The sequence below is a fragment of the Enterobacteriaceae endosymbiont of Donacia proxima genome (genome assembly GCF_012569285.1).
GTDB lineage: Bacteria > Pseudomonadota > Gammaproteobacteria > Enterobacterales > Enterobacteriaceae.
Genome location: NZ_CP046198.1, coordinates 234,183 through 257,164 on the forward strand (window position 1 = coordinate 234,183; position 22,982 = coordinate 257,164).

Below are 22,982 nucleotides of genomic sequence, written 5' to 3' on the forward strand. Positions count from 1 at the left end.
AGTTTTTTAACTAAAATATATTAATTTAATTAAATTCTAATTTAATATTTTTTTGGTTTAATAAATTAATAAATTTATTAAATACATTTATTTCAGTTGTAATAAAATAAGATTTTTTAAAATATATTTTTTTTCTAAAATTTAATTTTTCATAAAAAAAATATATTTGTATGTTTTTTTTACAATTTTTTTTCTCAAAAAAAAGTATTTTTTTTAAATTTTTAAAAAAAATAATATTATGTAAAATTTTTTTATTTTTAAAAATAATATTTATTTTATTTAAATATTTTTCTCTTGCAGTTGTTATATCTAAAATATTATTAACATCACAAATAAATAATTTTAAAAAATTATTAAAATATAATATTCCATTTATAATAACTATATTATTTAATGTAACTATATTATTTTTATTATTTAATATGTTTGAAAATAAATTTATTTCTAATACAGCAGAATTATCATCTAAATGAAATAATAATATTTTTTGTTTTTTTTTATTATAAGAAGTACGGATATTATTAATTATACCTCCTATTGTAATTCTTATCGGTTTTTTATAATTTTTTAAAAAATATTTTATATTATTTTGTTTAGTATAAAATAAAATTTCTTTTAAAAATCCATCTAGTGGATGACCTGTTAAATAAAAACCTAAAATATTTTTTTCTTTTATGAGAATATCTTTATTTGTCCATGACAAATTAATATCATTAAAAATATAATTGTTATCTTTTAATAGAGAAGTATTTTTTTTATTAAAAAAATCTATTTGTTTTGTTTGTTTTTCTTTTAAATATTTATTTGTTAATTTTATAATTTTTTCTAAATTATTTATTAATAATCCTCTATTAAAATTAAATAAATCTAATGATCCAGATAATATTAATGTTTCTATAATCCTTTTATTAAGTTTAGAAAAATTTATTCTTGTAAAGAAATGAAATATAGATTTAAAATAACCTATTTTTTTTCTAGCATTTAATATATTAAATGCTAATTGTTCTCCAATACCTTTTATAGCTCCTAATCCATAAATAATATGTCTATTTTTATTAACATGAAATTTATATAAACTTAAATTAATATTAGGTGATAAAATTTTAATTTTCATTTTTTTACATTCATGTATTAAATGAATAATTTTATTTTTATTATCCATCTCTGATGTTAAAACTGCTGCCATAAATTCTGCTGGATAATATACTTTTAACCATAAAGTTTGATAAGATATTAAAGCATATCCCACAGAATGAGATTTATTAAATCCATATGAGGCAAATTTTTCTAAATAGTCGAAAATTTTCATAGATAATTTATTATCAATATTTAATTTTTGAGAACCTTGTAAAAAACGTTTTCTTTGCTTTGACATTTCTTTATGTTGTTTTTTACTAATTACTCTTCTTAAAATATCTGCTTCTCCTAAACTATAATTTGCTAATACTTGAGCTATTTTCATTACTTGTTCTTGATACAAAATAATACCATATGTAGATTTTAATATTGGTTTTAATTTTTCATGCTGCCAATTTTTATCAGGATACGAAATAATTTCTCTACCATGTTTTCTATTAATAAAATTTTCGACCATTCCTGATTGTAATGGGCCAGGTCTATATAAAGCTAATAACGCTATTAAATCTTCAAAATTATCAGGTTGTAATTGTATAATTAATTCTTTAATTCCTTTTGATTCTAATTGGAAAATACCCGTAGTTTTAGCTTTTTTTAAAAAATTAAAAATTTTTTTATCATCTAAATCAAGATTATTAATATCTAATAATTTTTTATTATCTTGAATAAGTTTTTTATTAATCATCTTTACTGCATGATGAATAACTGTTAAAGTTCTTAAACCTAAAAAATCAAATTTTACTAAACCTATATCTTCTATATCATTTTTATCAAATTGAGTAACTATATTACTACCATTATAATCACAATATATAGTTGTATATTTTATAATATTATCAGGAGATATAACAACACCTCCAGCATGTTTCCCAATATTTCTAACTGTACCTTCTAATTTTAAAGATGTATTAACTAATTCTTTAATATTATTATCTGATTTATATAAATTAAATAATTTTTTATTTTTTAAAAAAGCTTTTTTTAAATTAATACCTATATCTACTGGAATTAATTTTGAAATACGATTAATAAAATCGTATGGATAACCTAAAACTCTTCCGACATCTCTAATAACAGATTTTGCGGTCATTGTTCCAAATGTTATAATTTGAAACACTGATTCAGATCCATATATTTTTTTTACGTGATTAATAACTAAATCACGTTTTTCCATACAAAAATCAATATCAAAATCTGGTAATGAAACTCTTTCTTTATTTAAAAATCTTTCAAAAATTAAATCAAATTTTATAGGATCTAAATTAGTAATGTTTAAAACATAAGCTATTAAAGAACCTGCTCCTGAACCTCTTGCTGGCCCTACAGGAATATTATTTTTTTTAGCCCATTGAACAAATTCCATAACTATAAGAAAATAACTAGGAAAACCCATTTGATTAATAATTTTTAATTCTTGATCTAATCTTTTTTGATATTGTATATTTTTTCTTTTAAAATCATTTACATTAGGATATAGAATATTTAATTTTTTTTTTAAACCTGTATAAGCTTTTTTAAAAATATAATTTTCTAGTGTAATGTTTTTTTTCATTATAAATTTTGGTAAAAAAGATTTACCTAATGATAAAAATAAACTACATCTTTTTGCTATTTCTACACTATTAGATAGTGCTTCTGGGATATCTTTAAATAAAAGACACATTTCTTCTGTATTTTTTAAAAATTGTTCTTTACTATAATGATTATTATGATAATTTTTATTTATAGTTAAACCTTTATTAATTGCAATACGAATTTCATGTGCATAATAATCTTCTTTATTTAGAAAACGAACATCATTAGTAGCGACTAAAGGAATATTAAAATAACTTGATAAATCTACAATTAAATTAATGTAATCTTCTTCATCTACACGATTTGTACGTATTATTTCAAAATAAAAACGATTATTAAAATATTTTTTATAAAAAGAAATTAATTTTTTTATTATAAAAATATTTTTTTGTAAAATATTTTTTCCTATTTCTCCTTTTATTCCTCCGGATAATATAATTAATCCTTTATTATACTTTGAAAGTAAATTATAAGTTATTATAGGACCTAAGTTATTATCATAACCATTTTTATAACTATTAAATATTAATAATTTTAAATTTTGATAACCAATATTATTCATTACTAATATAGTTATATTAGAAAATTTATAATTATTTAAATTTTTAATTTTAAAATCTGCTCCAGTTATAGCTTTTAATCCTGAATTATGTGATTTTTTATAAAATTTAACTAGACCAAATATATTATTAAAATCTGTAATAGCTATAGCTGGCATATTAAATAATACAGCTTTATTTATAATTTGTTTTATTTTTGCAAGACCATCTTTAATGGAATAATCACTATGTACATGTAAATGTATAAATTTATGATAATTCATATTTTTTGTTAATGTATAAAATTAATTAATCATGTTTAAATTTTATTTTGCAATATATATGCATATAATTTTTGCTTTACAAATAATTTTATTATTAATTTTTGCTGTACTATTAAAAAATACAAAAGAATTTTTTTTTTTTTTAAAAGTACTTTTTATTATTACTTGATCTCCTGGAAAAAGAAATTTTTTAAAACGTACTTGATCTATACCAACTACATAATACATAAATTTTTTTTTATTTACATCACTTTTATAAATTAATAATCCTGTAGTTTGAATCATAGATTCTAATAATAATACTCCAGGATAAATAGGATTTTTAGGGAAATGTCCTTGAAAAAAAGGTTCGTTTAAAGAAATATTTTTTATAGCATTCAAAAATTTAAATTTTTGAAATGCTATAATTTTATCTACTAAAATAAAAGGATATCTATGTGGTAAAAAAGATAAAATTTCATTGATATTTAACATCATAATTTTTATTTTTAATAAAAGTTTATTATATTTATTATATAAATAAAACATTATTTTGTTGAATTGCTAAATTAATTACATCATTTGTTATATCTTTAACATTTTGAATATATGCTATTGAAGAAATATCTAAAACAATATTATAATGTTTTTTTTTAGCAATAATATTTATTAATTTATGAATAAAAATTAATATTTTATTACGTGCATTTTCTTGTTTTTGACGATTTTTTTTTGTATAAAATTTTATTTTTCTTGTTAAAATTTTTTTTTCGTATTTAATTTCTTTTTCTAAATTTTGTCTTGATTTTTTAGATAAATTTTTATTTTCTAATTTTTTTATTTTAGATAAATATAATTTTTTCATTTTTTTAATAACTAAAAAATCAGAATATAATTCTTTTTCTAATTTTTTAGTTATTTTTTTTTTTTGAGGTATTACATCGAAAATTTTAGCAATATTAACCACTACTATTTTAGTACAACAGAAAGCTTGTTTATTAAATAAACTAAAAAAAATAAAAATTAATAATGTTAATTTAAAAAAATTTTTCATATTTAAATACTCCTAAATTATTTTATTTTAAATAATTATTTCCATTTTGTGTAAAATTAAATTGAATAAACTGAATTTTATCCATTTTATATTTTTTAAATGGATATGCAAAAGAAACAATTATATCACCGAATGAAGTATGAAATTGAAAAGATAAACCTATAGACGATCTTATTTGAAAAAAAAGATTAAATTTAGGAATTTTATATAATTTAAATAAATAATTATTTTTCCATGAAGTATCTATTAAATTACCTATATCTAAAAAAATAGAAGATTTTATTTGTTTTATAAATTTATTTTTTATAAAAGATAAAGGAATAATTAATTCATTATTTATATTAAATAAAATATTACCACCTATTGGAATATTAGATAAACAAATAGTTTTTTTATTATTACAATTATATTCTTTTGAAGAATAATAGATACCTTTAGGACCAATACTATTGGATTGGAAACCTCTCATCGAATTAGATCCACCTAAATAAAAATTTTTATAAAAAGGATATTTTCCACCTAAAAAACCATTACCATAACTAAAATTAGTTTTAAATAAAAAAACTATAAAATCATTATTTTGTAAATTACTTTTTAATTTTTGTAAATAAAATAAAGGAAAATATTGTAAATAATTAAAATTAATTTTATAATAACGATTTTTACTATACCAGGGAATAGAAAAATAAGTATCTATAGAACTTAAAATACCACCTGATGATAAATTAAAATTATTAAAATTTTTAAATATAAATTTGTAATGGATCACAAATTCATCTAATAAATAATATTTATATGATTTATTATATTTTTGATATCCTATATTTCTAAGATAATTCCATAACAATAATTGTGGTTCAATATTACTAATTTTATTTTTTATAAATCCAATATTATTTATAATAAATAATTTATTATTAATTGATAATTTAAATATTCCTAAAAAACCTTTGTTTTTATTTATATAATTATAAGAAATATTATCATCTTCATTTATAGAATTCAAAAATATTTTTATACCAGAATCTATTTTTTTAAAAAAAGCATGTTTTTTCATAATAAAAATTTCTAAATAATAATGATAAAAATCTTTATGAAAATCAATATCTACATCATATCCAGTACCTATAAAATTATTTTGTTGTAAAATAGTATTTAACCCTAATGATCCACCTTTAATTATTCCTAATCCAGTTCTTAAAAAACCTTCATTTTTTTCATCGACTTTAAATATTACATCTAATGTATTTTTTAAATCATTATTTTTATATAAATAAATATCTACTTTATTAAAGTATCCTAAAGATAATAATCCTTCTTTTGTTTTTTTTATTAATTTAATATTAAGTGGGTTACCTTCTAATTGTAATAATTCATTTCTTAAAATAAAATCTTTAGTAAAATTATTTCCTAAAAAATTTATTTTTCTTACATAATATTTATTGTTAGTTTTTATATAAATTAAAATATTAATTGTATTTTTTTTTCTATTTATGATAGGTTGTATTTTTATTTCAGGATATAAAAATCCATTTTCCCTTAAAAATTTTACTATTTTATATTTTGATTTAATCACCGTATTAGTTTCATAAATTTTTTTTGGAAAAATATCAATTATATCTATTATTGTTTTTTTTAAATATTTGTTTTTATCTAATTTTATTATTATTTTCTTATAATAAAATGGTTGATTTTCTTTAATTTTTATTGTTAAAAATTTTTTTTTCTTATTTCCCACTCCTGATGAACTTTGTATAATATCTTGTATATGGAATTTTAAATATCCTTGATTTATATAAAAATTATTTAATCGATCTAAAATATAATTAATATCACTAATTTTATATTTTTTCTGTTTTGTAAAAAAAAATAAAAATTTATTATTAATATTTAAATAATTTAATAAAAAATTAGTCTTATAAACTTTATTACCAGTAATATTAATATAATTAAGATTTATATAATTATTTTTTTCAAATAAAATTTGAATATCTATTTTATTATTTAAATATTTTTTTATTTTTATTTTTATATAAGGAAAAAACATAAAATTCTTTAAAAAGATTGATTTTACATTTTTTTTAAATAATAACAAAGAGTAATTATTAAATATATTGTTTTTTTTTATATTTAATTTATTTAATAAAAAATAAATAAGATCATTATCAATAATTTCATTACCTTTAATTTTTATATTATTAATGATTGGTTTTTCTAAAATTTTTACAAAAATTAAATTTTTATATTGAATAATATTTATATTGTTTATTAGATTATGTAAACATATTATTTGTAATAAATTAAAAAATTTTTTTTTATAAAAAAAATTTTTCGTTATATATGAATATATTTCATTTTTTTTAAATTTTATTTTATTTAAATTAAAAGAAATAACTTGATTAATATAATTATTTTTTTTATTTAAATTATTTGCATAACAAAAAATATTTGTATTAAAAATAAAAAATAAAATAAATAAAAATTTATAATAATTTTTAATTTTTATTAAAATTTTTTTTTTAAAACTGATGAAAATCATTTATAAATGCGATCCCCATAATTATCATTAAAGTAATTATACTAAAAATATATATTAATTGTTTAATTTTATTTGATATTTTTTTATTAATTATTTTTTCAAAAATTAGAAACAATAATTGACCACCATCTAATATTGGTAAAGGAAATAAATTAATTATACTTAAATTAATACTTATCATCGCTAAAAACATAAAATAATATGTAATATTATTTCGAAATAATATACTTGCAATATGTCCTATAAAAATAGGTCCATTTAATTTAGAAATATTATTTTTATCATAAAATAAAAGAATAAAAGAATTAAAAATTAATTTTACCATTTTAATGGTTTGATTTAATGATTTGATCAATGTTTGAATAAAAGTTATTTTATATTGAAAAGATAACTTATTTTTATTTTTATCTACTTTAGGTAAAAAACCTAAAAAACCAATATTATTTTTTTTTATTGAAGATAAAATATTTAAGTTTATATTATTTTTCTTTCTTTTAATATTTAAATGAATTATTTTATTAGGATTATTATAAATAATCTTTTGAAAATTATACCAATCTGTAAATTTTACATTTTCTATTTTTAGAATTTTATCTCCAATTTTTAAATTAGCTTGTTCTGCAGGAGATCCCGGTATTATATAACTAATAATAGGATAAATTTTTAATTCTTGAGGTAATATTCCCAATATAGTTATTAAATTTCTTTCATTAAGAAAATTAAGAAAATTTTTATCAAAATTTAATGTCTTTTTTTTAAGAATAGAAGAATTTATTTTACAAAATTCTATATTTATTTTATTTTTTTGACGAATATTTTTAATTAACTCTAAATTTAATTTATTCCAGTTATTAACTTTAATATCATTAATTTTTTTAATTTCGATATCAGATTCTAAATTAATTATATTTCCAACAGAAATATAATTAATTTCACTAATAATATTTTTTTTTATAGGGGATCCTATTAAAAAAATTATAAAATAAATAAATGTTGCGAAAATAATATTAGCAAAAGGTCCGGCTAATATAATAAATATTTGTTTCAAAAAATTTAATTGATAAAAAAATAATAATTTAAATTTTTTAATATATTTTATATTATTATTTTTTATCGATTCAGGCATTTTTACATATCCACCAAAAGGTAATAATCTAATTATATAATTTGTTCCATACCTATCACGATATTGAAATATTTTTTTACCGAAACCTAATGAAAAACATTCAACATAAGTATTAAAAAAACGTGCTATAAAAAAATGTCCATATTCATGAATTATAATTAGGCTACTTATAGTAATACAAAATATAATAATATTATATAATATATTTATCAAAATTATAACTCCTAGAATTAATATTGATCTTCATAAAAATATATAAGTTTTTTTACAAAAAAATAAAAATAATTTATTTAATCTCCACCAAAACGACGATGTCTTTCTTTAAAAGCATTAAGTGCTTGTTTAAAATCATGTTCATTAAAATCAGGCCATAATGTTTGAGTAAAATATAATTCTGAATAGGCAATTTGCCAAATTAAAAAATTACTAATACGATGTTCACCTCCTGTTCTAATTACTAGATCTACTGGAAAAATATTATTTAAACAAATATGATTATTTATCATATCTTCATTAATATCATTAGGATGTAATATCCTTTTATAAATTTTAAAAGCTATTTTTTTTATACTATTAATTATATCCCAACGTCCACCATAATTTATGGCTATATTTAATAATAATTTATTATTATTTTTTGTTAAAAATTCTGCTTTAGTAATAGATTTTTGTAAAGAAAAATCTAATTGATTTATATCACCAATAATTTTTAAACGTATATCTTGTTTTTTTAAATTTATTGTTTCTATATCTAAGATTTCTTGAAATAAATTCATTAAAAATTTAATTTCTTGATTAGATCTTTTCCAATTTTCACTACTAAAAGCGTATAAAGTTAATGCTTTAATTTTATATTTTAATGATAAACCAATAATTTTTTTTACAGTTTTTACTCCTTTTTTATGTCCTAAATATTTTAATTTTTTATTTTTTTTTGCCCATCTTCTATTACCATCCATAATAATGGCAATATGTCTAGGACAATAATGAATACGATTAATATTTTTTTGTAAAATTATTTTTTCCATTTTTAAAAATTTAAAATTTTACTATATAAATAAATAAAAAATAACTTTTATTTTTAGTAAAAATAAAATTAGCATAATAAATTTTTTTCTATTTTTTTAAAAAATTCTTGAATATTTTTAACATAAAAAATTGTTTGTTTTTGAATTTTATTATACAATTCTTTTTCTTGATTCTCATTTATTTGTTTATATTTTAATAAATTTTTAATTTTATGATTTGATTTCCTACGTATATTTCTAATATTAATTTTATTTTTTTCAGTTTCTATTTTTAGATTTTTTATAATTTTTATTTTTCTAGATTCTGTAATAGAAGGTATATATACATATATATCACATCCAATAATTTTAGTTGTTACATCTAAATTTGCGAGTATAATACTTTTTTCTATATTTTTTTTTATTGTAGAATCAAAAGGTGTAATTTTAAGAGTAGAATTATTTTCTAAAACTATAGAAGATATATGATTAATAGGTGTTAATTTCTTATTTAATTTTAAACAAATATGATTTAATAAACAAGGAGATAATCTATTTTGTGATAAAATATTAACTTTTTTTATAAATGAATTTAAACATTTTTGCATACTTTTTTCATTATCATTAATGATTTTGTTATCCATATAACTATCCTTCATTTAAACTAAATTTATTTATTTAATAATTTTTTATTATTGTTCCTATATTTTTACCAGTTAAAATTTTATAAAGAGAACCAGTTTTTTTAATATTGAAAATATGTATAGGTATATTATAATCATGTGCTAAAAGAAATGCTGTACTATCCATAATTTTAATTTTCTTTTTTATTACATAATCATAATTTATTTTATGAAAAAATTCAGCATCTGGATAATTTATAGGATCTTTAGAATATACTCCATCAACTTTAGTGGCTTTTAATATAGCATCAGCTTCTAATTCTATAGCTCTTAAACATGCTGTGGTATCTGTAGTAAATAATGGATTGCCGATACCTCCTGCTAATATAACTATATTATTTTTAATTAAATCAATTGCTTTAAAAGTATCATATTCTTTACAAATACCTTTTATTGGTAAAGAAGACATTAAATATACGTTTATCAATTTATTTTTAATGGAATGATATAACAATAAACCATTAATTATAGTTGATATCATACCAATTTGATCACCTAAAACTCTTTTTATATTATTATTTTCATCACAATATCTACCTCTAAATAAATTTCCTCCTCCTATTACTATACCAATTTCAATACCTAAAGGTAAAATACTTTTTATTTCTTGTATAATATAATTTAATAATTTATTATCTATACCCGATAAATTTTTACCTTGTAAAAACTCTCCACTAATTTTTAATATAATACGATTATAAACTATTTTTTTTTTAATCTTCATAAGATACTTATATATTATATATTTTATAAAATACAATTAATTAAGTTATATAAATAAAACAATTAGTTTTTAATTATATTTGCACCGATTTCTAAACATATAAAACTTAAAATTTTCATTTTATTTTCATTTAAAACTTCAAATACTGTTTTATTATTATCTAATAAAAAATGTTGATTATATAATGTAATATTATCTATAAATTTTTTTATACGTCCTTCTATTATTTTTTTTATAATAACTTTAGGTTTATTTTTTTGAATCGCAATATTTTTTTGTAATTCATATTCTTTATTTATAATCCTAGAAGGAATATCTTTTTTTTGTATATATTCTGGTTTTAACATAGCTATATGCATAGAAATTTTTTTCATTAATAACTGATTATTAACATTAGATTTAATAATAATACCAATATGTTTACTATGGTGTATATATTTTCCTATAAATTTACCCTTGATATATTCTAAACGATTAATAAATATATTTTCTTTTAAAAGACCGATTAATTCTATTTTTTTTTGATAAAAAATTTTTTTTATTATGTTTATATCTTTTTGGTTATTTTTTATAATATATTTTAAAATTTCATTTCCAAAATTAATAAAATGTATCGATTTTGTAACAAAATCTGTTTGACAATTTATTTCTAATAATATTCCAAAATCTTCTGTTATATAATCTAAAATTAATCCTTCTTTTGTTTCATTATTTATTTTTTTTATGGATTCTATCTTAAGATATTTTCTTATATAATTTATTGCATCATTTATATTATTTTTTGTCGCTATTAATGCCTTTTTACATTCTATAATACTAATACCTGTTATATTTCTTAATTCTTTAATTTTATTAATATTAATTTTCAATATCATCTCCTAATTAATTTTTAATTTTAAATTATTATTTAATTCAAATTTATTATTTAATACATTTTTAGTTACATAATATAAATATAATTTTATAGCGCGGATAGCATCATCGTTAGCAGGAATAACAAAATGGATTCCTTCAGGATTAGAATTAGTATCTACTATTGCAAAAATAGGAATATTTAATTTTTTAGCTTCACTTATTGCAATTTTTTCATGATTTGCATCAATAACAAATATAGCATCAGGTAAACCACCCATGTTTTTTATACCACCTAAACTTTTTTCTAATTTTAATAATTTTCTATTACGTGTTAGAGCTTCTTTTTTTATTAATTTTTTAAATGTTCCATCTTTACTTTGTAATTCTAATTCTTTTAATGTTTTAATAGATTTTTTAACAGTTTTCCAATTAGTTAACATACCTCCTAACCAACGATGATTAATAAAAAATTGATTACAATTAATAGCTGTTTCTTTAATAAGATTAGATGCAGCTTTTTTAGTTCCAATAAATAAAATTTTACCTTTACGAAAGGTAATTTTTTTTAATTCTTTTAATGCAATATTAAACATTTTAATAGTTTTATCTAAATTAATAATATGTATTTTATTTTTATCATTAAAAATAAATTTTTTCATTTTTGGATTCCAATAACGTGTTTGGTGACCAAAATGAGCACCTACTTTAAACATTTTATTCATAGATATAGACATTATATTATCCTTATTTTATATATAACTAAAATCATATTATAGAATTCATATTTATACAAAAATTTTATTAAATATACTTAAATTTAATTGTTGTAAAAATAATTTAATTTAAGTATATAATATTTTATGTTATATAATATTTTATAAAAAAAAATAATGAGAATATCAATTAAAAATTCTAAAGAAATAAAAAAAATTTATAAATCTTGTAAACTAGCTTCTAAGGTATTAGAAATGATTAAAACTTATATAATACCTGGAATTAATACTGAAGAAATAAATAATATATGTCATAATTATATTACAAAAATTCAAAAAGCTCAATCAGCTACTTTAGGATATAAAGGATTCCCAAAATCTGTATGTATATCTATAAATGATGTTGTATGTCATGGAATACCAAATAAAAAAGAAATTTTAAAAAATGGGGATATTGTAAATATAGATGTAACAGTATTACATAATAATTATTATGGAGATACATCAAAAATGTTTTTAGTAGGAAATAATGTTTCTAAAAAATCTAAATTATTATGTTTAACTGCTCAAAAAAGTCTATACAAGGCTATTAATATTTTAAAACCTGGCATTAGATTATATAAAATTGGTCAAACAATACAAAAATATGTAGAATCTAAAAAATTTTCTGTTGTTAGAAATTATTGTGGTCATGGTATAGGTAAAAATTTTCATGAAGATCCTCAAATTTTACATTATAAATCATATGATTATGGTATAATATTAAAATCTGGAATGATTTTTACAATTGAACCTATGATTAATATAGGACATCATAGTGTGTATGTAACAAATGATAATTGGACAGTAAAAACTATAGATAAAACAAATTCAGCTCAATATGAACATACAATACTTATTACTGATACTGGAAGTAAAGTGTTAACTATTAGAAAAGAAGAAAAAAACATATTTGAAAAAAGTCAAATTTAATATAATTAAGTAATTAATATTTTAATTACTTAATCATATAGATTATATTAGTGATAATATGGATCATATTAGTTAAATATAATTAATTATCTAAAAAACTTTTTAATATTTCAGATCGACTAGGATGTCGTAATTTTCTTAATGCTTTTGCTTCTATTTGTCTAATTCTTTCTCTAGTTACATCGAATTGTTTACCTACCTCTTCTAATGTATGATCTGTATTCATATCAATACCAAATCTCATTCTTAATACTTTTGCTTCTCTAGGAGTTAAACTAGAAAGAATATTATATGTAGCTACTTTTAAACTTTCTGAAGTTGCAGAATCTAATGGTAATTCTAAAGTATTATCTTCAATAAAATCACTTAAATGTGATTCTTCATCATCCCCTATAGGAGTTTCCATTGAAATAGGTTCTTTTGCTATTTTTAATACTTTTCTAATTTTATCTTCAGGAAGAAACATATGTTCTGATAACTCTTCTGGTGTAGGTTCTCTACCTAATTCTTGTAATATTTTTCTAGAAACTCGATTAAGTTTATTAATAGTTTCGATCATATGTACAGGAATTCTTATAGTTCTTGCTTGATCCGCAATTGATCTTGTTATTGCTTGTCTGATCCACCATGTTGCATATGTAGAAAATTTATAACCCCTTCTATATTCAAATTTATCTACTGCTTTCATTAAACCTATATTACCTTCTTGAATTAAATCAAGAAATTGTAATCCTCTATTTGTATATTTTTTAGCTATAGAAATAACTAATCTTAAATTTGCTTCTATCATTTCTTTTTTAGCTTTTTTAGCTTTTATTTCACCTATAGTAATTTTTTTATTAATATTTTTAATTTGTAAAATAGTTAATCCAGCTTTTTTTTCAATATTTACTAAATTAGTAATATAATTATTAAATTGAGTTAAAAATAATTTTTTTTCATATATATTAAATTTTTTTTTATATTGGAAATATTTTAGTTTATTAAAAAATAATTTTTTATTGGTTTCATTACCATGAAATATTGAAATAAATTTTTTTTTTGATATATAATAATATTTAAATATTATATTCATAATATTACGTTCTTCTATATGTATTTTAAATATTATAGAACGCATTTTATCTACTAAATAATTAAATTCTTTAGATACTAAACGAAATTGTTTAAAAATTTTTGAAAGATTTTTAATCATATTTAATGATTTATTATCATATTTCCCTTTTTTTTTGATAAAAACTAATGTTTTATAATATTGTTTTTTTAATTCTGAAAATTTTTTTTTAGCTAATCTATAATCTATAATATTTTCATTATTTTCTGTTTGTATATCATTAGATAATTTTTGATGAGAAAATATAATATTATTTTCGATATTATCATTAATAAAACCATGTATTAAATCTGATAGACGAATATCTCCAGATTTAACTTTATCATATTTTTTTAATAAATATTCAACAAATTTAGGATATTCAGCTATTGAAGATTGCATTTGATTTATACCTTCTTCTATACGTTTTGCAATACTAATTTCTCCTTCTCTTGTTAATAATTCTACAGTACCCATTTCACGCATATATATTCTTACTGGATCTGTAGTTTTCCCCATTTCTAATTCGACATTAGATAATACTTGTACTGCATCTTCTGCTTCCGTTGTATTATTTTCATTATTATTTAAAATTAAATCATCACAATCAGGAGCTTCTTCCATTACTTGGATACCTATATCATTTATCATTTGAATAATATTTTTTATTTGATCAGAATTAACTATATTATCAGGTAAATGATCATTAATTTCTGAAAAAGTTAAATAACCTTGTTCTTTACCTCTAGTTACGAGAAGTTTAAACTGTAATTTTGAGTTATAATCCATAAATAGTTCCATAATATTATTTATTAATATTTAAATAAATTATTTATTTAAGAAATATATTATTTATAATACTTTAATTATTTTTTATTTAAATTTTTAAATTACTTTTTTTTTGAATTAAAATTTTATTTAAAGACCATAATTCTCGTTTTTTTTCATTATTTAATCCTTGTTTTCTATCTAAAGATATTAAATAATCTTGTCTATCTTCTAAAATATTTATTTTTAATTTTTTTATTAGATATATAAAAAATGTTTTTATTTGATGATCAGGAATCATATGATTCCATGTTATTAAAATTTTAATAATTTTATTTAATTTTGTTCCTCTATATTGTTCTAATATTTTAGCAGTTGTTATATGTTGATTTTTATAATAATTTACAAATTTTATAAGAAAAAATAGACCATTTATATTTGAATTTTTAAAGTATTTAAATTTAGGTACTAATTTAATTAATTTAGGATTTTGTATTAATAAACTTAATAGTCTACGAATAGTAGTTCTTTTAAAATTATTATTTATAATTATTTTTTTCTTATTATTTAATAAATTATATACATCTAAAAAATTTAATATTCCTATTTTTTCACCTAATTTTTGTATTAAATTAATTTGAAAAAAATTATCAGGAATTAATTTTATAAATGATAAAGCTTTATATATAAAATTTGTTTTTTCTTCACAAGAAGAAAATAAATTTTTTAAAAATAATCTTTTAAAAAAAAATTTTGAAAATGATAAATTATTATGAATTCTTTTTTCGAAAAGATTTTTTCCTTCTTTTCTAATTAAACTATCAGGATCTTCTCCCTTAGGTAAAATCATAAAACATATTTGTTTCCCTTTTATTAAAAAAGGTAAGCTTTTTTTCAAAGAATTCCATTGTGCTTCTATACCTGCTTCGTCTCCGTCAAAACAATAAATAATTTTATTTGTAAAATTAAATAATTTTTGTATATGAAAATTAGTTATTGCAGTTCCTAATATAGCTACTGCATATTTTATATTAAATTGAAATAGAGTAATAACATCAATATAACCTTCTACTACCATTATTTTTTTTAAAATATTATTTTCTTTTTTTATTTCAAATAATCCATATAGTTCATTACTTTTATAAAAAATATTATTTTCTGAAGAATTTAAATATTTAGGTTCTCTATTATTAAAAACTCTACCACCAAAACCAACTATAAATCCACGTATATCCTTAATCGGAAATATTATACGGTCATAAAAAATATCATAATAGTTATGATTATTTTTATTCAATTTTAAAATTTTTAATTTCTTATGTAAAATTTCTGTATTTTTTTTATTATGAAATTTTTTATTAGCCCAATATAAAGGAGAAAAACCAATAGAAAAATATTCTATAATATATAAACTAAATCCTCTATTTAATAAATATTTTAATGCTTCTTTACCTAAAGATTTAAATAAATAATTTTTATAAAAAAAACTTAAATTAAACATTAATTGATAATAAATATTATTTTTAATCTTTTTTTTTAAAAAACATAATTTTTTTTCATTTTTAATAGGTATATTAAATATATTTGATAATAATTCTATACTTTTAAGAAAAGATAAATTTTCATAATTCATGATAAAATCAATAATATTACCATGTGCTCCACAACCAAAACAATGGTATAATTGTTTTTCAGAATTAACAACAAATGAAGGATTTTTTTCTATATGAAAAGGACAAATTCCAAAAAAATTTTTACCTTTTTTTTTTAATTTAATTCTATTTATAATTAATTTTACAATATCAACTTTATCTAATAAATTATTAATAAATATACGAGATACATATTTAATCATAAAAATAATTTTTTAATTTATTATTTTTTATAAAAATAATTAATTTTTAATATAAACGAGTTTTTTTAGAATTTTCTCTTAATATTTTTTTTATATGTCTTTTTATTGCAGAAGCTTTTGCTCTTTTTCTTGCTGTTGTTGGTTTTTCATAAAATTCTCTACGTCTAACTTCTGATAAAATCCCTGCTTTTTCGCATGAACGTTTAAAACGTCTTAAAGCTAAATCAAATGGTTCATTATCACGTATTTTAATAACTGGCATATAATATCCTTTTATAATTTAAATATTATAATTTTATATTGTTATAAAACTATATTATAATATATAATTTATATTATATAAATAATTTTTTATTTTATTAACAAAAAAAATTATAATTTTAGGGATAAATATGCTTTTTATGGGTATAGAAACATCATGTGATGATACATCAGTATCTATTTATGATAATAAAAAAGGTATATTATGTAATAATATTTGTACACAAAAAATTCATTCTAAATATGGAGGTATAGTACCTGAATTAGCTGCAAGAAATCATTTAAAAAAAATTATTCCACTAATTAAAAAATCTTTATTAAAAATTGATAAAAATTTACATAATCTCGATGCTATAGCTTATACTGCTGGTCCAGGACAAATAAATTCTTTAATAATAGGAGCAATTGTTTCACATACTTTAGCATTTGCATTAAATATACCTATTATCCCAGTAAATCATATGGAAGGTCATTTATTTTCAATAATGTTACAAAAAAAAAAACCATATTTTCCTTTTATTGGTTTATTAATTTCTGGGGGACATACGCAATTAATATATGTATATAAATTTGGAAAATATAAAATTTTAGGGAAACATATAGATAATGCTGTAGGTGAAACTTTAGATAAAGTATCTAAATTATTAGGGTTGGATTATCCTGGAGGTAAAAATTTATTTAAATTATCTCAATTTGGTATATCAAAAAAATTTATTTTTCCTCGACCGATGATATCTAAAAAAAATAATTTAAATTTTAGTTTTTCAGGATTAAAGACTTTTGTACAAAATTTTATAAAAAAACAAGATTTAAATAATTTTCAAGTTAAAGCTAATATTGCACGTGCATTTGAAGATGCGATTATAGATACTCTTTATATAAAAAGTTTATGGGCTTTAAAAAAATATCATATAAACCAATTAGTTATTGCTGGAGGAGTTAGTGCAAATAAAAAATTAAGAAAAATTTTTCATCAAAAATTTCAAAAATATAATATTAAATTATTTTATAGTAATAAAAAATTATGTACAGATAATGCAGGAATGATCGCTTATATTGGATCAAAAAACTTTTTTTTAAAAAAAAACAAATATATATTAAATAATATAATTATTAATTCAAAACTATCTTTAGAAGATGATTTTTTATCATAAAATTTTAATATTTGAGGTTGTTATGATAACATTAAATTATTTTTCTATTATAATACTAAGTATAATACAAAGTTTAACTGAATTTTTACCAATATCTTCTAGTGCTCATATAATTATTTTTTCTAAAATATTAAATATTAATAATAATAAAAATCTACAGATTTTTGAAATTATTATACAATTAGGATCAACATTAGCAATCATAATTATTTTTTGGAAAAAAATTATTCAAATTATATTTAACACAATTTATTATAAATTTTATGATAAAAAAAAAATTAATATATTTAAGATAATAATATCTACATTACCAGTAATTTTTATAGGATTAATTTTTTATCATAAAATTATAGCAATTAACAATATTTTATATATTATATATGGATTATTTTTAGGCGGATTATTATTATTATTTTCCGAAATATATAAACCTAAAATATATAGCATTAAAAATTTAAATTATATTTCATATAATTTAAATTTTATAATTGGATGTTTCCAATGTTTAGCTTTATTACCTGGTGTTTCTAGATTAGGATCAACATTATCTATAAGTTTATTATTAGGAATAAAACGTTCCGTTGCTATTGATTTTTGTTTTATTATCTCTATACCTGTAATTTTAGGAGCTAATTTATTATCATTATATAAAAATTACTTCATCATAGATTTTAATAATTTTAAAATATTATTTATAGGATTTTTTATTTCATTTATAGTTAGTTTATTTATAATAAAAAAATTTATTTATCTGATAAATAATATTTATTTAATATGGTTTAGTATATATCGTATACTTTTAATATTAATTTTAATATTAATATATTAATTAATTATTATATCAAAAATTATTTATTACTTAGATTTTAAAAAAGATTTTAATAATTTTAATCTTTCGTTTTGAATCGTTTTATTTATATTAATTCCTTTTAAATTAATATTATTAATTATATTTTTAATATTTAATTTAGAAATAAAATTATACATGTCAATAAAATATTTACCTTGTTTATATTCCATTAATTCTAACGTTAATCTACCTCGTGCATCAGCTTCACTTATTAGTGCAATTTGTTTCACTCTTTCAGGTTTGCGCCAAGCATCAATAATATTATATATATTTAATATATCTTCTGGTTTTTGATTATATATATCATGAATGATATCATGTATTTTAGCTGATAATATAGATAATTTTTTAATATTATTAGGTATTTTAAGTTTTTTACATAATTTTTTAATTAATGGTATTCCAGCTATACCATGTCCTGGATGTCTAGGCCATAATTTTTTAGGAGTTAATCCTTTACCTATATCATGACATAATGCAGCGAATCTTGTTGATACATTTTTTGTAAGTTGAGAAATAATTTTTAATGTAAGCATTGTATGTATCCCAGTATCAATTTCTGGATGCCATTTTAATGGTGCAGGTATTCCATATAATTTATTTATTTCTGGTAAAATACTAGATAAAGCATTACATTTTTTTAAGATTTGAAAATATATTTGAGGATCTTTAGATCGAAGTGCATTATATGTTTCTTTCCAAATTCTTTCAGGTTTTAAATATGATAATTCTCCAGAATTACTCATAATTTTCATTAATTTTAATGTACTATCATGAATTTTAAAATTTAAATAATTTAATTTAGCAGCAAATCGAGCTACTCTTAAAACTCTTAAAGGATCATCTTTAAATGATAATGAAACATGTTTTAATATACGATTTTTTATATCATTTAATCCATTATATGGATCATAAAATTTTCCTAAATTATCTTGCGCAATAGCATTAATAGTAAGATCTCTACGTAATAGATCTTCTTTTAAAGAAATAGTAGGAGTTGCATAATATTTAAATCCTTTATAACCATGTCCAGATTTATATTCAGTTCTAGCTAATGCATATTCTTCATGTGTTTTAGGATGTAAAAAAACAGGAAAATCTTTACCAACTAATTTAAAACCTAATTTAAGCATTGATTTAATATCAGATCCTACAACAACCCAATCTTTATCTTTTACATTTATTTTTAATAAATGATCACGTACAGCTCCACCAACTAAATAAATTTTCAATTTATTACTCCTATAAATTTTTTAAAACATAAAAAATTATTATTTATCATAAAATATTTTTTTAAAAAATTTTATTAAAATAATTTTTTATTAAAAATAATAAAATATTAATTTTTTCATTTTTTATTCTTTTATAAAAAAAAAATTAAATTAAAAATTAATATATAATATCATTAAATTATAATTTGAATATTATTTTATGAATTTACTTAATATAGAATTTGGTAATATTGAAACACGTATTAAAAATGCTATTAATTCATTAAAAAAAGGAAAAGGAATTTTAATTTTAGATGATAAAAAAAGAGAAAATGAAAGTGATATCGTTTTTTCAGCAGAAAAAATTTCTATAGATAATATTGCTTTTACCATTAGAAATGGTAGTGGTATTATTTGTTTATGTATTACAGATTTTTTACGTAAAAAATTAAAATTACCTATGATGGTAAAAAAAAATACTAGTTTTTATAAAACAGGATTTACTGTTAGTATTGAAGCCGCTAAAGGAATTTCTACAGGAGTATCTGCAAAAGATAGATTTACAACTATAAAAACTGCTATTTCTGATCATGTAGTTCCTACAGATTTACATCAACCAGGACATATTTTCCCATTAAGAGCTGTAGATGGAGGTCTTTCTAAAAGACAAGGACATACTGAAGCAACAATAGATTTATTGAAAATTGCAAAAATGAAACCTGTGGGTGTATTATGTGAATTAACTAATAAAAATGGAACTATGGCAAATAAATTTGATACTATATCTTTTGCAAAAAAGAATAAAATGATAGTAATTACAATTAATGATATAAAAAAATATTCTATTAAAAATAATATTTATGTTTAAATTTAATTAGTAATAAAATTATTTTTATCGGCGAGAGAGGATTTGAACCTCCGACCCACTGGTCCCAAACCAGTTGCGCTACCAAACTGCGCTACTCGCCGTAAAAATATTGGGTGATTAATGGGAATTGAACCCATGACAACCGGAACCACAATCCAGTGCTCTACCAACTGAGCTATAACCACCACTTTAATTATAGATATGAAAAATTAATGACTTAATTATTATCTAATAATAGCAATTAAATTTGAAATCTCTGTTTTTGGAAAAAACACTTTATTTAACTGAACTACAGATGTAACTAATATAATATTACAAATTCATTTCTTAAATGTCTAGTTTTTTTATAAAAATTTTTTAAATTATACATTTAAACAAATAATAATTTTATTTAAAAAATTTTTAATAAAAAATTTAAGATCGTTTCATCATATTAAAAAAATCATAATTAGTTTTTGTCATTGATAATTTATTTATTAAAAATTCCATTGCATCTATTTCATTCATAGGATGAATTATTTTTCTTAAAATCCACATTCTTTGTAATTCTTCAGAAGAACTTAATAATTCTTCTTTTCTTGTTCCAGATCTATTATAATCTATAGCAGGGAATACTCTTTTTTCTGCTATTTTGCGTGATAAATGTAACTCCATATTACCAGTACCTTTAAATTCTTCATAAATAACATCATCCATTTTTGAACCTGTATCAATTAAAGCTGTTGCTATAATTGTTAAACTTCCTCCTTCTTCAACATTTCTTGCTGCCCCAAAAAAACGTTTAGGTCGATGTAATGCATTAGCATCAACACCTCCAGTTAAAACTTTACCAGATGCAGGTGCAACAGTATTATATGCTCTTGCTAAACGGGTCATAGAATCTAATAAAATAATAACATCTTTTTTATGTTCTACTAATCTTTTTGCTTTTTCAATAACCATTTCAGAAACTTGAACATGTCTAGAAGGTGGTTCATCAAAAGTTGATGCTATTACTTCACCTTTTACTAATCGTTGCATTTCAGTGACTTCTTCTGGACGTTCATCAATAAGTAAAACTATTAATACACAATCAGGATGATTATATGCAATACTTTGTGCAATATTTTGTAATAACATAGTTTTTCCCGCTTTTGGAGGTGCTACTATTAAACCTCTTTGTCCCCTTCCTATAGGTGAAGCTAAATCTAATACACGAGCAGTTAGATCTTCTGTAGAACCATTACCTCTTTCCATACTTAATCTAGAGTTTGCATGTAATGGTGTTAAATTTTCAAATAGAATTTTACTTCTAGCATTTTCAGGTTTATCAAAATTTACTTGATTAACTTTTAATAATGCAAAATATCTTTCTCCTTCTTTAGGAGGCCGAATTTTACCAGAAATAGTATCTCCTGTGCGTAAATTAAAACGTCTAATTTGACTTGGAGATACATATATATCATCAGGACCTGCTAAATAAGAACTATCAGAGGAACGCAAGAATCCAAACCCATCTTGTAATATTTCTAATACTCCATCACCAAAAATATCTTCACCACTTTTGGAATGTTGTTTTAATATAGTAAAAATAATATCTTGTTTACGCATTCTAGCTAAATTTTCTAGATAAATACTTTCACCTAAATCTATTAAATCAGATATAGGTTTATTTTTTAATTCGGTAAGATTCATAATGGTGAGGTCTTAACTTTTAGTAATTCTTAAATATTTTTTATAAAATTTATTTATAAAA

Annotated in this window: 19 protein-coding genes and 2 tRNA genes; 4 read left to right on the top strand and 17 right to left on the bottom strand. The window is 18.9% G+C overall.

Annotated features, from left to right (window positions below):
• Window positions 1–25 precede the first annotated feature (25 nt).
• The 10 genes from dnaE to rpsB all read right to left on the bottom strand — a co-directional run bounded on the left by dnaE (window position 26) and on the right by rpsB (window position 12,236).
• Window positions 26–3,535 (bottom strand): DNA polymerase III subunit alpha, encoded by a 3,510-nt coding sequence (gene dnaE / locus GJT97_RS01080; protein WP_169767658.1) that lies wholly within the window; start codon window positions 3,533–3,535, stop codon window positions 26–28.
• A 42-nt stretch (window positions 3,536–3,577) separates the two neighbouring features.
• On the bottom strand, window positions 3,578–4,012 hold the full coding sequence (gene fabZ / locus GJT97_RS01085) for a 3-hydroxyacyl-ACP dehydratase FabZ (protein WP_169767659.1): 435 nt from the start codon (window positions 4,010–4,012) through the stop codon (window positions 3,578–3,580).
• A gap of 34 nt (window positions 4,013–4,046) precedes the next feature.
• Window positions 4,047–4,568, bottom strand: a complete 522-nt coding sequence (locus GJT97_RS01090) for an OmpH family outer membrane protein (protein WP_169767660.1) — start codon at window positions 4,566–4,568, stop codon at window positions 4,047–4,049.
• A 22-nt stretch (window positions 4,569–4,590) separates the two neighbouring features.
• Complete coding sequence (gene bamA, locus GJT97_RS01095; RefSeq protein WP_169767661.1) at window positions 4,591–7,107, bottom strand: outer membrane protein assembly factor BamA; 2,517 nt, start codon at window positions 7,105–7,107, stop codon at window positions 4,591–4,593.
• Window positions 7,088–8,446, bottom strand: coding sequence for an RIP metalloprotease RseP (gene rseP, locus GJT97_RS01100; RefSeq protein ID WP_169767662.1), 1,359 nt, complete (start codon window positions 8,444–8,446; stop codon window positions 7,088–7,090). Before rseP ends, bamA begins: the two co-directional genes overlap by 20 nt.
• Window positions 8,447–8,523: 77 nt before the next feature.
• Entirely contained in the window at window positions 8,524–9,261 is a 738-nt protein-coding gene (gene uppS, locus GJT97_RS01105; RefSeq protein WP_169767663.1) for a polyprenyl diphosphate synthase, read from the bottom strand.
• A gap of 68 nt (window positions 9,262–9,329) precedes the next feature.
• Entirely contained in the window at window positions 9,330–9,884 is a 555-nt protein-coding gene (locus GJT97_RS01110) for a ribosome recycling factor (RefSeq protein WP_169767664.1), read from the bottom strand.
• A gap of 34 nt (window positions 9,885–9,918) precedes the next feature.
• On the bottom strand, window positions 9,919–10,647 hold the full coding sequence (gene pyrH / locus GJT97_RS01115; protein ID WP_169767665.1) for a UMP kinase: 729 nt from the start codon (window positions 10,645–10,647) through the stop codon (window positions 9,919–9,921).
• A gap of 62 nt (window positions 10,648–10,709) precedes the next feature.
• Entirely contained in the window at window positions 10,710–11,522 is an 813-nt protein-coding gene (gene tsf, locus GJT97_RS01120; RefSeq protein ID WP_169767666.1) for a translation elongation factor Ts, read from the bottom strand.
• A gap of 3 nt (window positions 11,523–11,525) precedes the next feature.
• On the bottom strand, window positions 11,526–12,236 hold the full coding sequence (rpsB, locus tag GJT97_RS01125; RefSeq protein ID WP_425482454.1) for a 30S ribosomal protein S2: 711 nt from the start codon (window positions 12,234–12,236) through the stop codon (window positions 11,526–11,528).
• Between the two features lie 156 nt (window positions 12,237–12,392).
• Here rpsB and map point away from each other — a divergent pair, with 156 nt between their 5' ends.
• Window positions 12,393–13,187 (top strand): type I methionyl aminopeptidase, encoded by a 795-nt coding sequence (map, locus tag GJT97_RS01130; RefSeq protein ID WP_169767667.1) that lies wholly within the window; start codon window positions 12,393–12,395, stop codon window positions 13,185–13,187.
• A gap of 82 nt (window positions 13,188–13,269) precedes the next feature.
• Here the strand turns inward: map and rpoD are convergent, their stop codons facing one another.
• The 3 genes from rpoD to rpsU all read right to left on the bottom strand — a co-directional run bounded on the left by rpoD (window position 13,270) and on the right by rpsU (window position 17,165).
• Window positions 13,270–15,069 carry an RNA polymerase sigma factor RpoD gene (gene rpoD / locus GJT97_RS01135; protein WP_169767668.1) on the bottom strand — a complete coding sequence of 600 codons (1,800 nt, stop codon included), beginning with the start codon at window positions 15,067–15,069 and terminating at the stop codon, window positions 13,270–13,272.
• An 88-nt stretch (window positions 15,070–15,157) separates the two neighbouring features.
• Window positions 15,158–16,903 carry a DNA primase gene (dnaG, locus tag GJT97_RS01140; protein ID WP_169767669.1) on the bottom strand — a complete coding sequence of 582 codons (1,746 nt, stop codon included), beginning with the start codon at window positions 16,901–16,903 and terminating at the stop codon, window positions 15,158–15,160.
• A gap of 46 nt (window positions 16,904–16,949) precedes the next feature.
• Window positions 16,950–17,165 (bottom strand): 30S ribosomal protein S21, encoded by a 216-nt coding sequence (gene rpsU / locus GJT97_RS01145; protein ID WP_169767670.1) that lies wholly within the window; start codon window positions 17,163–17,165, stop codon window positions 16,950–16,952.
• Window positions 17,166–17,295: 130 nt separating this feature from the next.
• Here rpsU and tsaD point away from each other — a divergent pair, with 130 nt between their 5' ends.
• Together tsaD and uppP are read left to right on the top strand one after the other, a co-directional pair.
• A complete protein-coding gene (gene tsaD, locus GJT97_RS01150) occupies window positions 17,296–18,318 on the top strand; it encodes a tRNA (adenosine(37)-N6)-threonylcarbamoyltransferase complex transferase subunit TsaD (RefSeq protein ID WP_169767671.1) in 1,023 nt (340 codons plus the stop codon).
• Window positions 18,319–18,340: 22 nt separating this feature from the next.
• Window positions 18,341–19,147: an undecaprenyl-diphosphatase UppP gene (uppP, locus tag GJT97_RS01155; protein WP_169767672.1), complete on the top strand. Its 807-nt coding sequence runs from the start codon at window positions 18,341–18,343 to the stop codon at window positions 19,145–19,147.
• Window positions 19,148–19,173: 26 nt separating this feature from the next.
• Here the strand turns inward: uppP and GJT97_RS01160 are convergent, their stop codons facing one another.
• Window positions 19,174–20,400, bottom strand: coding sequence for a multifunctional CCA addition/repair protein (locus GJT97_RS01160; RefSeq protein ID WP_169767673.1), 1,227 nt, complete (start codon window positions 20,398–20,400; stop codon window positions 19,174–19,176).
• A 199-nt stretch (window positions 20,401–20,599) separates the two neighbouring features.
• On the opposite strand from GJT97_RS01160, the gene ribB reads away from it, so the two are divergent.
• Window positions 20,600–21,247: a 3,4-dihydroxy-2-butanone-4-phosphate synthase gene (gene ribB / locus GJT97_RS01165; protein ID WP_169767674.1), complete on the top strand. Its 648-nt coding sequence runs from the start codon at window positions 20,600–20,602 to the stop codon at window positions 21,245–21,247.
• Window positions 21,248–21,274: 27 nt separating this feature from the next.
• Here the strand turns inward: ribB and GJT97_RS01170 are convergent.
• From GJT97_RS01170 to rho, 3 genes are all read right to left on the bottom strand, one after another.
• A tRNA-Pro gene (locus GJT97_RS01170) sits at window positions 21,275–21,348 on the bottom strand.
• 11 nt (window positions 21,349–21,359) lie between these two features.
• A tRNA-His gene (locus GJT97_RS01175) sits at window positions 21,360–21,432 on the bottom strand.
• 229 nt (window positions 21,433–21,661) lie between these two features.
• Window positions 21,662–22,921: a transcription termination factor Rho gene (rho, locus tag GJT97_RS01180; RefSeq protein ID WP_169767675.1), complete on the bottom strand. Its 1,260-nt coding sequence runs from the start codon at window positions 22,919–22,921 to the stop codon at window positions 21,662–21,664.
• Window positions 22,922–22,982 lie beyond the last annotated feature (61 nt).